General features: G+C 35.7%; 16 protein-coding genes. 9 read left to right on the forward strand and 7 right to left on the reverse strand.

Annotated features, from left to right (window positions below; translation table 11 throughout):
• Positions 1 to 274 precede the first annotated feature (274 nt).
• The 4 genes from ACMZ42_RS21945 (at position 275) to ACMZ42_RS21960 (ending at position 3,878) form a co-directional block, all read left to right on the forward strand.
• Positions 275 to 1,699: an o-succinylbenzoate--CoA ligase gene (locus ACMZ42_RS21945; protein WP_370082015.1), complete on the forward strand. Its 1,425-nt coding sequence runs from the start codon at positions 275 to 277 to the stop codon at positions 1,697 to 1,699.
• Between the two features lie 327 nt (positions 1,700 to 2,026).
• The gene (locus ACMZ42_RS21950; protein ID WP_402868287.1) at positions 2,027 to 2,140 is read left to right on the forward strand and encodes a DUF3953 domain-containing protein; all 114 of its coding nucleotides are present in this window, start codon (positions 2,027 to 2,029) and stop codon (positions 2,138 to 2,140) included.
• Positions 2,141 to 2,359: 219 nt separating this feature from the next.
• Positions 2,360 to 2,911: a GNAT family N-acetyltransferase gene (locus ACMZ42_RS21955; RefSeq protein ID WP_370082011.1), complete on the forward strand. Its 552-nt coding sequence runs from the start codon at positions 2,360 to 2,362 to the stop codon at positions 2,909 to 2,911.
• A 253-nt stretch (positions 2,912 to 3,164) separates the two neighbouring features.
• Entirely contained in the window at positions 3,165 to 3,878 is a 714-nt protein-coding gene (locus ACMZ42_RS21960) for a UDP-N-acetylmuramyl pentapeptide phosphotransferase (RefSeq protein ID WP_415732773.1), read from the forward strand.
• Between the two features lie 277 nt (positions 3,879 to 4,155).
• On the opposite strand, the gene ACMZ42_RS21965 is transcribed toward ACMZ42_RS21960, so the two are convergent.
• Together ACMZ42_RS21965 and ACMZ42_RS21970 are read right to left on the reverse strand one after the other, a co-directional pair.
• On the reverse strand, positions 4,156 to 4,464 hold the full coding sequence (locus ACMZ42_RS21965) for a hypothetical protein (protein ID WP_415732774.1): 309 nt from the start codon (positions 4,462 to 4,464) through the stop codon (positions 4,156 to 4,158).
• 90 nt (positions 4,465 to 4,554) lie between these two features.
• On the reverse strand, positions 4,555 to 4,827 hold the full coding sequence (locus ACMZ42_RS21970) for a hypothetical protein (RefSeq protein WP_415732775.1): 273 nt from the start codon (positions 4,825 to 4,827) through the stop codon (positions 4,555 to 4,557).
• A gap of 410 nt (positions 4,828 to 5,237) precedes the next feature.
• On the opposite strand from ACMZ42_RS21970, the gene ACMZ42_RS21975 reads away from it, so the two are divergent.
• Positions 5,238 to 6,455, forward strand: a complete 1,218-nt coding sequence (locus ACMZ42_RS21975; RefSeq protein WP_415732776.1) for a transglutaminase domain-containing protein — start codon at positions 5,238 to 5,240, stop codon at positions 6,453 to 6,455.
• 80 nt (positions 6,456 to 6,535) lie between these two features.
• Here the strand turns inward: ACMZ42_RS21975 and ACMZ42_RS21980 are convergent, their stop codons facing one another.
• The 4 genes from ACMZ42_RS21980 to ytzI form a co-directional block, all read right to left on the reverse strand.
• Positions 6,536 to 7,540, reverse strand: a complete 1,005-nt coding sequence (locus ACMZ42_RS21980) for a metal ABC transporter solute-binding protein, Zn/Mn family (RefSeq protein ID WP_415732777.1) — start codon at positions 7,538 to 7,540, stop codon at positions 6,536 to 6,538.
• 108 nt (positions 7,541 to 7,648) lie between these two features.
• Positions 7,649 to 7,882 carry a membrane protein insertion efficiency factor YidD gene (gene yidD, locus ACMZ42_RS21985; protein ID WP_053485074.1) on the reverse strand — a complete coding sequence of 78 codons (234 nt, stop codon included), beginning with the start codon at positions 7,880 to 7,882 and terminating at the stop codon, positions 7,649 to 7,651.
• Positions 7,879 to 8,040, reverse strand: coding sequence for a hypothetical protein (locus ACMZ42_RS21990; RefSeq protein WP_370081999.1), 162 nt, complete (start codon positions 8,038 to 8,040; stop codon positions 7,879 to 7,881). The genes yidD and ACMZ42_RS21990 overlap by 4 nt, the downstream gene beginning before the upstream one ends.
• A gap of 69 nt (positions 8,041 to 8,109) precedes the next feature.
• The gene (gene ytzI, locus ACMZ42_RS21995; protein WP_370081997.1) at positions 8,110 to 8,256 is read right to left on the reverse strand and encodes a YtzI protein; all 147 of its coding nucleotides are present in this window, start codon (positions 8,254 to 8,256) and stop codon (positions 8,110 to 8,112) included.
• 135 nt (positions 8,257 to 8,391) lie between these two features.
• Between ytzI and ACMZ42_RS22000 the strand changes: the two genes are divergently transcribed.
• The 4 genes from ACMZ42_RS22000 (at position 8,392) to ACMZ42_RS22015 (ending at position 11,303) form a co-directional block, all read left to right on the forward strand.
• Complete coding sequence (locus ACMZ42_RS22000) at positions 8,392 to 8,709, forward strand: transposase (RefSeq protein WP_376078580.1); 318 nt, start codon at positions 8,392 to 8,394, stop codon at positions 8,707 to 8,709.
• Positions 8,710 to 9,044: 335 nt separating this feature from the next.
• A complete protein-coding gene (locus tag ACMZ42_RS22005) occupies positions 9,045 to 9,509 on the forward strand; it encodes an NUDIX domain-containing protein (protein ID WP_415732778.1) in 465 nt (154 codons plus the stop codon).
• Positions 9,493 to 10,269, forward strand: a complete 777-nt coding sequence (locus ACMZ42_RS22010; RefSeq protein WP_415732792.1) for an alpha/beta hydrolase family protein — start codon at positions 9,493 to 9,495, stop codon at positions 10,267 to 10,269. The genes ACMZ42_RS22005 and ACMZ42_RS22010 overlap by 17 nt, the downstream gene beginning before the upstream one ends.
• A gap of 80 nt (positions 10,270 to 10,349) precedes the next feature.
• Positions 10,350 to 11,303, forward strand: coding sequence for an MBL fold metallo-hydrolase (locus ACMZ42_RS22015; RefSeq protein WP_415732793.1), 954 nt, complete (start codon positions 10,350 to 10,352; stop codon positions 11,301 to 11,303).
• 202 nt (positions 11,304 to 11,505) lie between these two features.
• On the opposite strand, the gene ACMZ42_RS22020 is transcribed toward ACMZ42_RS22015, so the two are convergent.
• Positions 11,506 to 12,462 (reverse strand): alpha/beta hydrolase, encoded by a 957-nt coding sequence (locus tag ACMZ42_RS22020; protein WP_402868302.1) that lies wholly within the window; start codon positions 12,460 to 12,462, stop codon positions 11,506 to 11,508.
• Positions 12,463 to 12,656 lie beyond the last annotated feature (194 nt).

Here is a 12,656-nt window from a genome sequence, read left to right on the forward strand (position 1 = left end):
TAGCGGCGGAACAGGATGCATTAGCGGCGGAACAGGATGCATTAGCGGCGGAACAGGATGCATTAGCGGCGGAACAGGATGCATTAGCGGCGGAACGGGATGCATTAGCAGCGGAACCCCGTGCATAAGCGACGGAGCCCATGTATAAGCGTCGGACCACCATGCTTTGCAGTGGAAACGCACGCCAAAGCGGCAAAAGCCCTATGTCAGAGCACCGAATAGACGGATGATGCGATAAAGCGGTAAGATTAAGGCTGATTGGAGGAATAATGAGATGTATTTAAATTGGATTTTACAGCGAGCGTATTTAACACCTTTACGAAACGGTTTAACATATAATGGGCAGACTTGGACGTTTCAAGAATTAAATGATTTATCGTTGAAACGTGCTCGTCAACTTACAGCACTGGATATAAAACAAGGGGACCGTATTGCAATAATGGGTCCGAGTAAGCCTTCCCTTGTCATTATGATGTACGCATGTATGCATTTACAATGCGAGATGGTTATGCTAAATCGTAGGCTAACACAGAATGAAATTGCCTATCAGCTAGAGGATTCAGAGGCTATGGCGGTATTAATTGCCGATGAGGATATAGAAAAATTACCATCACATACGTCTTATTATTTATTTTCTACTATAGAAAAAAGTACAGAAGCGGCTATTGATATTACGAAAGAATGGTCTTTAAACCAAACAACATCGATTATGTATACATCTGGTACGACTGGTTTTCCAAAGGGCGTTTGTCAAACAGTCGGAAATCACCAGGCAAGTGCAACGGCCTCCGTTTTAAATATAGGTTTGCATGCAGAGGATACATGGTTATGTGCGGTACCACTTTTTCATATTAGTGGCTTTTCTATTTTAGTGCGCTCACTATTGTACGGCAATAAAGTGCATTTATATGATCAATTTGATGCAGAAGTCATTTCCCAAAATATAATGGATGGCGAGGTTACACATATGTCGGTAGTCGCTGTCACATTGGAAAGGATTTTACATACCCTTGAACAGAAAAACGCACAAGCCTCACCGAAATTTAAAATGATGCTAGCAGGTGGTGGACCAGTGCCAGAAGATTATTTAAAGAGAGCGCATGCATTAAATTTAGCTGTAGCTCAAACGTATGGTATGACTGAAACCTCGTCACAAACTGCAACATTAGCAAATGAAGATGCGATGCAAAAAATTGGTTCTGCGGGAAAACCATTATTTTTTAATCAAATTCGCATTGCTGAGCCGAATGACAACGGTGAAGGAGAAATTTGCATACGTGGCCCACATGTTACACCAGGGTACATTGGTCGTTTTGCTCAAAAAGATGCAACGATTGATGGCTGGCTCCATACGGGGGATATTGGTTATATAGATGAAGATGGTTATTTATTTGTCATTGATCGTCGGGCTGATTTAATTATTTCAGGTGGCGAAAATATTTATCCTGCTGAAATCGAAAATGTACTACTTACACACCCTGCTGTTAAGGAAGCGGGAGTATGTGGAATCGATGATGATGCGTGGGGGCAAGTACCAATCGCCTTTGTTGTATTAAAAGAAGAAGTACAGGTAGAGCAAATACAAGCATTTTGTCAAAAGAAGCTTGCGAAATATAAAATACCAAAAGAAATTATTGTTACGGACGAGCTCCCTCGAAACGGTGCCAACAAATTACTTCGTAGAAAATTAATGAACTAATAACAAAAAGAAGCCTTCGTTGATAAGATGGCTTCTTTTCGTGTTGGTGAAAAACAATTATCAAGTATGGATCTTCGGCAAAACGAGTGGGTGATTTCCGTACCGATTGAGCGCTTTGTTGCTGACGCTTCGCTTTCGCACAGATAAACCATTTGGTGCTGACGCTTCGCTTTTGCGCAGAGCAAAGCTTCCTGGGGACGTCAGATGAGCTGCTTGGGCCAACAGATGTTTTTTGCTCGGAAGCGTAGTGCTAACGTAGCAGCAGCAGGCAATATAAATGGAGGAAGTTGCTTGATGCTCTCCAACGCAGAATAGCGAGTAGCGTCAATGGGGTTAGTGATAGGTATTTCTGAATTAAAAGTAAATCCAAGAATGAGTGCAATAATATCTTTCCTTGAATCTGCGTTTGCTCTTTTAGTTTGCTTCTATATTTCTAACTAGCAAGGGCGTTGACCAAGAAAGATTAATGCTCTCTTTTATTGAATTTTGATCAGGTTAACAAAATTTATTTAATCGAAATTGGTTAAATGATACAATAATAACATTACAAGGAAAGGTGTGATAAAGATGAAACACATTAATTTCAACAAGGTGATTGAAAAGTAGAGGGAATCTTCTTTTCAATCAATGAATTTAAAAATTATTGAAAAGAGGAATTGTATGTATAAAGATAACGAATTAATAATCCGTCCAATTGAGAAGCAAGACTTATCGAAACTATGGGAGTTAATTTATAAAGAAGATGCACCAGAATGGAAGAAATGGGATGCACCTTACTTTCCGCATAAATCCATTACGTTTGGAAAATTCATGGAAACTGCACCAACATGGGTTGGTAAAGAGAATATGTGGGTTATCACAGTAGATGAAGTCGTATGTGGGATTGTTTCTTATTATTTTGAAGATGAACAAGGTGTCTGGTTGGAATTAGGTATTGTTATACACGAAGGTCAAAATTGGAATAAAGGAATAGGGACTCGTTCTCTAAAACTTTGGCTTAATCATATATTTAATTCATTACCACTTGTCAGAGTAGGTTTAACTACTTGGTCAGGGAATGATAGAATGATTCGAGTTGGAGAGAAGTTAGGTATGCAAATGGAAGCTCGTATCAGAAAAGTACGCTTTTATGAAGACAATTATTATGATTCTATTCGTATGGGCATTTTAAGAGAAGAATGGGAAGCATTAAAACCTGCTTTGGAAATTTAAGTAAACAAGAGTTGGCTTAACAACTGTTGTTTTATTAAATATGATTGTGAAAGTTTGCACTTAAAGTAACGGGGGTTTTACTTGAAGATCATTGAGTTGCATATGCAGCTCTTTTTTTCTTTATTGAACTAACGAAGCAGTTTAGTTCAATAAGCATCACTATTGTATTTAGTTATTTTTCCATATGTTGTATAATTTGGGTAGTAATATTTAACTTTTAGTATTTTTAATAAATTATTTCGGGAGGTAAAACTTGTTATATTTAGCTTTATTAATTGGCATCGTTTCAATTGTAATTACAGATAAGCTTACGCAAGCTTTTAAATTATCAAGCATTTGGGGGATGATTGGTCAAATTTGTGCATCACTTGTAATAATAATGGTCGGCAAACTTGAGGTTAGTGATATTAATCTAGGTAATCACTTTGAATTAGGATATTTGACGATTCCGTTTACGTTATTATGTCTTGTAGGTTTTACAAATGTAATGAATATAGAAAAAGTGCAAAATCCTTCAATATTGCTGTTGCCATTCGTTTCTTTAGTTTGTTTCTCAATGGCTGCTTTCGTCATAGGCCATTCATTTGTTTTAATAACGGGAATTTGTGCCAGTTTAACGATTATGTTTATTCTGCTATACGGCTATTTTTCAGGTAAAGCATTTGTAGGAAGAACTCTTGCTACGTCAATAGGCTTCGTAATAGCAGTACTTTCAATATCCCTTATTAAAATATCTATTATAACAATTTATATTCCGATATTTACTTTAGCGATACCACTCACTTTATATTATTTTATTAAAGATAAATTTACGAGTATACAATTAATTACAGTTAGCACTTTAACAGCTATTTTATTTGGTGTATTAATGTTCATAGTTCCTTTTCATATAATGTGGTATCTCGTTGTTGGGTTAACGATTATTTTGGTCATCACGCAATTTTCACGTAAATATCGCTTTATTTAGAAACTAAAGTTCTTTTTAAACTCCCATGAAAGAATTTAATCATCTTTCATTTTCTGTGGTGTAGCGCTGGTTTTTGCGCTACATGGATGGCGAACGGGTGCTTTACTTCAAGATGGGATTCCACAGAGGTTCCACCTTGTTCTTATTCAACTAACGGTGCAGGTTAGTTGAATAGCAATTAGGTGTGATTGGAAGAATTGTCGATGATATAAAAAAGACACCGAAGTGTCTTATGTATTTTCAAATTAAGCTTATGGACAACTTGGAATTTGAAGGGTTAATCATAATAGTGAAATTCAAAACCGTCTTCTGGTTCGCCAATTTCATATCCCAATAATTTTGTAGCTCTATTCTTAAATAATGCAATCCATTCATTCCATTCTTCTGATGGTAATTTAGCATAGAATTGTAATCCACTTGATTCAATACTTACTTCTATCAATTTACCATCTGAACCATACCACTGTGGAAAGCCGTTTACAAAGTTGTTCCAGTTAGGCATTTCTCTATATAAACACTCCAACTTATCCCAAACTTCTTGTAGGGCAGAATAATGAATATTCAAATTAATGTTGTATATTTCCATATGTTCTCCTTTTCATATTTAGATTTATAAGTTGTTAATTCTTGATTTTATTCGCTAATTCAACCAAAAGTCGAACTTCTGAATCTTGTTTTACTGTGGGTCAACTGTGATAAAAACACTTTTTAATCCATCATCCGTATATAAAAACTCCATTTGTAAACACATATCTGCCAATTTTGAATTTGAAGTTAAATCATAATCAACAGCAAATCCACTGTTATCATTGAATTCATAGAAGTTGATTTGTGAATATTCGTATTTTGGGTGGAAATTACATGGAGCGCCAAATTCATCAAATGAATCAAATCCATTTAAGTTTAATGTTTCTTGGACATAATAGAATAACTCACCAATATCATCCACTTCAGATTCATCCACATAATTTAAAATGTTTTCATATTCTTTACTGTGCATTACTTTTAATATATTAGTAATAACAGTTAAAGCATATTGTTTATCTTCACTTTTCGTATTGAACCTCCAAATTCTAATTTGTCTTTCTATTCAACTGTATAATATCATACAATTTGTGAGAAAATTCACTTAAACTAACAGGGCATTAATTGAATAAGTATTATAAAAAGCCTGTATCAATGATTACTTTGTAATCAACGATACAGGCTTTCTAATTGTCCTTATATATTTCGTTTCAAAGAAGCCTTCTTTATTCGTTTTAGAGTTAATTTTAGTAAACTTTTAGGATTAAATTAATCATTCATTAACATAATAAGAAATGACAGGCATAAACTAGTTAATAAAGGAGAAAGACTCATATGAGAAAATATATATATAATGTTGTCATTATATTATTTGTTCTACAAATGAGTCATGTGCAAGTATTCGCAAACTATGAACAAAAGAATATCGCAACGACCAATACAATAGAAACACTACAACATCTAATTCAAAAACAAGTCATGCAATTATCTACTGAATTTGATATTCGTTATACTGGTAATACGTCGGAAATAAAAGATGAACTATCAGAGCTTATTAAACATGCTATTCAAGATCCGTATATTTACGCCAATATTTCTAGTTTTAAATGGAAATATGATGGCTATGCCAATAATATTGTCATTAGTTTTGAGTTTAGCTATCATATTTCACAGGAAGAGGAGGCATTTGTAGAACAGACTTTGACGAATATTATTACACCTATGCATGGATTAAGTGAATTGCAGAAAATACAGGCTGCACATGATTTTATCGTTCTATCTGCTGAATATTCGAAGGAAACGAAAGGAAGTCAGTATTCTCCCTACACATTGCTTACTGAGAACAAGGGAGTTTGTCAGGCATATGCTCTAGTGCTTTATCGAATGCTAGAGAAGCTAGGCTTTGAGGTACAATATGTACCAGGAAAAGTAGGGGAACAACTACACGCCTGGGTCTTAGTGAAGCTTGATGATGAATGGTATCATATCGATGTTACATGGGATGATCCATTGCCTGATCGTAAGGGTGAGGTCCGTTATAATTATTTTTTAGTGTCTGATCGCCAATTAGCTCAGGATCACTCTTGGGACTATACGAGTTTCCCAGCCGCTACAAGTGAAGCCTATTTTGATTTACAAAAAACGAATAAGGTTGAAGTTCTTACAAAACCAATACTGGATGGTCATTTTGCCTTTGATAAAGGGCTGTCCATTTTAAGTAAAAATAAACAAACAGTAAAACAATTAATAGAACAGCCTAGACTGCTTTTAAAAGGTAATAAAAGCGATAATTCTGTTCAGGTGCATTTAAATGAATGGGAACCAATTATTTTAGAAAGTAATATAGCCCAAGTAAAGGATAATCGAAAGAAAATACAAATTGCTATCCATAAGAAAAAAGGGCTAATTAGTATTTATAGAGCGGAAAAACGAATGCCACAAGAAAAGTACGTCATAATAAAGGAGGTGCCCCATACTATGTTCGGGGCACCTCCTTACTCATTTATTTGTGTTCGTTTAACTTCTTTCAGCGGGTGTCCAAACACCCACTAAAAGAAGTTAAAGCCTCGGGCGGATGTCACGGAATCGGAAAGGAGCTCTTTGTGCAAGCACAAAGCCGATTCCGGACGCAATTATTCCGAGGAATAATTGATTGCAGTATTTAAAGTTTTAATATTTCTCTTCATAAGGGTGAAGTATGTTTCATTATTCTTTACATCATCTGCTGTTAAAACACTTAAATTATGCAAGACGAGAGACTCTGCTCCAACCTCTTTTTGGATAACTTCAGCTAATTTAGAAGAGACATTTTGCTCGAATAAAATGTAGTGAATATGCAATTTATTTGCTTTATCAACAATCGCCGTAAGTTCTTTTTGAGAAGGCTCATTTTGTGAGTTTAAACCGGCTATTGGAACTTGCTTTAAGCCGTATTGTCCTGCGATATAGCCAAATGCTGCATGAGATACGAAGAACGTTTTCTCTTGCGCTTTATCAGCCATAGCTTTGAATTCATTGTCTAAACCTTGTAGTTCTTTTACCAATGCCTCGTAGTTAGCTGTAAATGTAGCTTCTTGTTCTGGCATTTTTTCAACTAGAGTGTTTTTTATGGAAAGTGCTAAGTCTTGACTGATAGTTGGAGATAGCCAAACATGTGGATCTACATTACCGTGATCATGGTCATCATGTCCGTGTCCGTCTTCATCTTCGTGATCATGATGTGCTTCCTCTTCATCATCATGTGAGTGACCTGTACTCATAGCTAATTTTTCATCTGTAACCTGATCTGCAGTTGCTACCATTGTTACATCTTCATTAGCTAGAGTCTTTTTGGCATTTTCAACAAAGCCTTCGAGTCCTAAGCCTATATAGAAAAATATATCGGCATCTGCTAATTTCATCATATCTTTTTGTGTTGGCTCAAATGTGTGCTCATTGGCGCCAGCAGGGTAAATAGAAGAAACCTCTACAAAATCGCCACCAATTCGTTGTGCAAAATAACTTAATGGATAGACAGTTGTGTAAATTGTTAATTTATCCTTTGTCTCTGACTGTTTGGATGTAGCTGATTTATTCCCACAGGCAGCAGTGAATAGGGCAAGGACTGTAACTAAAAATAACAAAAATACTTTTTTCATCTTATAGCATACCTCTTTCAAATAGTAATCATTACGATTTATTTTTTAGAACAGTTCCTATAATAACGCACATCTGATAAAAGCACAAGAAAAAATGACCCTCGAAAATTAATTCTTTTTCGAAGGCCATTTTTCAGGTACTGGATCAAAGCCACCTGGATGGAATGGCTGGCATTTTGATATACGTTTAATCGTTAAATAGAATCCTTTAATGGCACCGTGTTTTTGAAAAGCTTCAAGTCCATAGGAGGAGCATGTAGGATGGAAGCGACAGGATGGCGGTGTCATGGGTGATATAAATTTTCTGTAAAACTTAATGAGCCATATAAAGGGATATTTCATATTTTCTTGTCCTCTTGTTGAGCGTTAATTTGCTTCGGTTTAGCATCGATAGTTTGTGTAAAGAAATTGCCTTTTTTCTTCAACAAGACAATGACAGAAACGCCAAACATAAGCATCATCATTGCGATCATAATGATTATTGGTAATGGTACTCCCATTGTGTTCACTCCAAATTCTATTTTTAATAATATTATAAAAGAATGTCTTAAAAAAATGTACAAATTGAACTAGTCATCATCTTTATGAAAGCTTTGCTGTGGTTTTTCATCGACCGTATGTTTAAAAGCATACGCACGATTGACACTTAAAATAGTCGCAATCGTTACTAATACTACGATGATTGCTGCTACAACTAAGAGTGTGATTAAACTCATGGCATTCACTCCGTTCCTTATTCATACTTCCTATTATAAATTAGATAATCCTACTTAGTTGTGAAGGAAGTTTGACATTCCAGCGAATAAAACAGTCCTTTTACCACCATACTATGGTAAAAGGAGTGTTTTGTGATGGAGCGTCAGCGTGTATATTTTTCACTTGCCAATAGAACGTATTATACAAATCCATATGCAGGACAGTGGAACTTTGAACTCAACATAGATCGCCAAGCATTAGATGTCTTTGAAAAGATTTTTCAGCAAATGCAAATGTTGGAAATCGCGAATGCGTGGCGTGCGCAATTGCCATATATACAGTATCATCTTGATAGAGAAAATGATGAAATTGATTTGCGCTTAAAAAAAATCTATGCATTAGTTCATGAGTATGGGGATGCGGATACGAAGGCATTTGTTGAACAACTTCCATATTTCAATAAACGTGTCTAAAGGTAGAGGGTCACTGAAAAACATCAGTGACTCTTTTTTATATGAATGAAAGCTAATTTCTCATGGGTCTTAAGAGAAGAGCTCGTGTTTATTAGTAGCCAGTAAAAAAATCCAATTCAGGACGATATTATTGTTTGCAATCGAATGAACAGAGTATTAGATGTGGTATTACTTCTTGAAAAAAAGACACCTATCGCACCGCTTAATAGAAGTCAATATTAGTGATTTTATCTGTTGATTATAGATACATGAATACACTATAGTGAAATAAAAGATCATCACCGTAACGCTGATTCGACTCAGTGTATGAAATATAGAAAAAGGAGTTGAAGAGCATGTTTACATTTACAGATTTAAATGGTTTTCAAGTGGATTTAAGTTTTAAAAGAGGCGAATTGGACACTGAGCCTAAGCATGTACTTGTTTTATTAAAACATGAAAATAAATGGTTATGTACGATTCATAAACGACGTGGTGTCGAGGTTCCAGGTGGAAAGCAAGAACCTGGGGAAACATTGGAGCAGGCAGCAATTAGGGAAGTATTCGAGGAGACTGGTGTTCATGTAAAAAATCTTAGATGGTTTGCAGAATACGCCGTTCATGATGACATCTTATTTTGTAAAACGGTCTTTACTGCGCAGTTTGCGGGGCAGGAGGACATTGAATTTGATTTAGAAACTTCAGGGATGACTTGGCTTACGGATGATGAATTTGCTCAACATCCAAATTTAAGCTTTCATATGAAGGATGCAGGAATGCAGAAAATGCTGGAGGAGTTGAAGCATTATGACCAATGGTAAGATCGTTAGAAAACGTCCTTATCCTTCGCCTAATCCAGCTATTCGTTTAACGGAAATCACGTATATGTCACAGGGTCTCCGTGTGAAGGGATTACTAGCGGAGCCTAAAGCAGAAGGTACATATGATGGCTTTTTATATTTACGGGGAGGCATGCAAAGCATTGGCATGGTTAGACCTTCGCGTGTCGCACAGTTTGCAGCTCAAGGCTTTATCGTTTTTGCTCCATATTACCGTGGCAATCGAGGTGGAGAAGGACGAGATGAGTTTGCGGGAGCGGATCGTTATGATGCTGTATACGCAGTAGACGTGCTAAAACAGTTTTGTAATGATAATATTCATGTCTTTGGTTTTTCACGTGGTGGTATTATGGCGCTTTGGACTGCTATCTTACGTAGAGATATTACATCTGTTGTGACATGGGCAGGAGTATCTGATGCAACAGCTACATATTGGGAGCGGACAGATATGCGCAGGATGATGAAGCGTGTTGTTGGAGGGACGCCTAATCGTGTACCAGATGCTTATGATGCTCGAACACCACTTTTCGAGATAGAGCACATTACAGCTCCAGTACTTATTATTCATGGCTATCGTGATGAAAATGTAGATATTGAACATGCGAGACAATTAGAATTTTATTTAAAGGATGCTAATAAAAGATATGAAACATGGTATGATCTTCGCTATGCTCATCAGTATCCACCGGCCAAAAATAGAGAAACAGTACATGCACTTTGCGAGTGGATGAAACGTCAATAAAACAATATGTTTTGAGAGGAGAGTATTGTTTGAAATACATAATAAGTAAAAGACGCAAGATTATTGTAGGATTGGTATTTATGATAATCGCTTCTACTTTTGTTTATTATAAGTTTTTAACACCTTCAGCAGATGTTCAACAATACAAGGAATATTACGCTCCGAAAACAAAGCAAAAAGCATTAAATCAAGGTCAGATAAAGGTCACGTTTTTAGGAACATCATCTTTATTATTTGATGATGGCAACACACAATTATTGATTGATGGTTTTATTTCTAGACCGCCCTTATTAAAAATATTGCCTTTCAGTACTGTAAAAACTGATGCAGATGCTGTAAATAAAGCTTTAGAAAAAATAGGAATTGATAATAATAAGCTTCAGGGATTATTTATTGCTCATACACATTATGATCATGCGTTAGATTTAGCTTATATCGCTAAACAAACTGGTACACATGTATATGGTTCAGAATCAGCAATTAATATAGGACTTGGTAATGGTATAAATATGAAACAGATGTCTGTATATGAAGTAAATAAGGCTATGCAGTTTGGTGATTTTAGTGTCACTGTCCTTCAATCAAAACATTCACCAACCTTTGACGAAGGAGAAAAAATTAAAGAACCACTTAAACAACCAGCAAAAGCTCTAGATTATCATGAAGATTCTTCATACGATTTCGTAATTACGCATCATAATAAAACGTTCTTTGTTAAGCCAAGTGCAAACTATATAGATGGGGCATTAGATGACATTCGAGCTGATGTATTATTTTTAGGAATTGGAGTATTAGGGGCTCAGGATCAAGATTTTCAAAACATGTATTATGAGCAAACCGTGCGGAAAGTACAACCTAAACTTATTATTCCAATACATTGGGACAATTTCAACAAACCTTTAACAGATACTCTGGAAGCATTGCCTAAATTTGCAGATAACACCAAAAAAGGATTTGATTTTATCATTCAGAGGACAAAAGCAGATAAAATTGATTTACAAATACTTCAAGGTTTCCAAAGCATTTATTTCTAAAAGTTGCAGGGGAATGGATACAAATTTCACATTTAGAGAGTTTACTCCGTTTTGATTAACACTTTTTCAAAAAGGAGTTTTTTTATTCGAAGACTGTTCAGGTAGACTGAAGAATCGCTCGGGCCAGGTGAAAACTGCTCAGGTAGACAAAAAACGTTCAGGTGCTTTATGGCAGGCACCTGAACGGTAGAAAAAAAGACATTTAGTCTATATATTTTGCTAAAAAGTTATTAATAGTTTTCCAATAAGCGTCTCCAGCAACGCTTTCTGCACCGCTATGTCCGGCACCTTCAACTATAAATTTCTCCTTCGGTACATTGGCAGCCTCATATACTTCATCTAGCATATCAGATGGAACAAATGTATCATTACTTCCGTGAATGAATAGCATCGGTGTTTTCGATTTTGCTACTTGCTTGACGCTATTAGCTTCACCAAGCGTATAGTCAGCTTTTAACTTCGTTACAATTGAAGAAAACTGCATAATGGGAAATTCGGGTAAATTAAAGATTGCTTGCAATTGATAGGAGAATTCATCCCAAACTGAGGAATAACCACAATCCTCAATAATAGCCTTAACATTGCCAGGTAGATCCTCTCCTGAGGCCATCATCACTGTAGCACCTCCCATGGAAACACCATACAAAACAATTTCAGCGTTTTTATCAGAACTGATAACATTATTAATCCAAGAGACTACATCAAGTCGATCATGCCAACCCATACCGATATAGTCACCCTCACTTTTTCCATGAGCCCTTGCATCAGGTACGATAACATTGTAGCCTGTATCATAAAAATGCTTAGCATACTTTGTCATTTGTGAGCCATCAGATGAATATCCATGGAAAACAATTGCCCATTTATTTGTGTTGTTTGTATTTTTAAGTGTATAGGCATGTAATTTTAAATCATCGAAAGACTGTATATAAGAGTCCTTGTAATTTTCTTTAAACCACTTTTCGCTCTCTTCTTTTTCTTTAGCATCCTTAGGACTGACAACAATAGAATTTTGTGGAGCATTAAACACATCTGATTTATCAGTATTAGGATTTAAGGCGAAGTTATAAAAATAATTCCCTGCAAAAAATCCAGCCACAACAAACAATACTAATAGCAGACTGACAATGGTAATAATCACTTTATATTTTCTTTTCATATATATCCCCCTCAAAACTACTATTATGAATTATACACAAAGTTACTAATATGAAAAATAGAATTCTATAAAATAGGGGAGATAAAAAAGGGAACGACTCTAATCGTTCCCTTTGCATGTTGTTAAAATACATGAAATTAAGGTGTCTTAAAGTATGGCTCTTCGGTAAAACGAGGGAGTTGATTTCCGTTCCG

The sequence above is a fragment of the Lysinibacillus sp. NPDC056185 genome (genome assembly GCF_047737915.1).
In the GTDB taxonomy this organism is placed as follows: domain Bacteria; phylum Bacillota; class Bacilli; order Bacillales_A; family Planococcaceae; genus Lysinibacillus.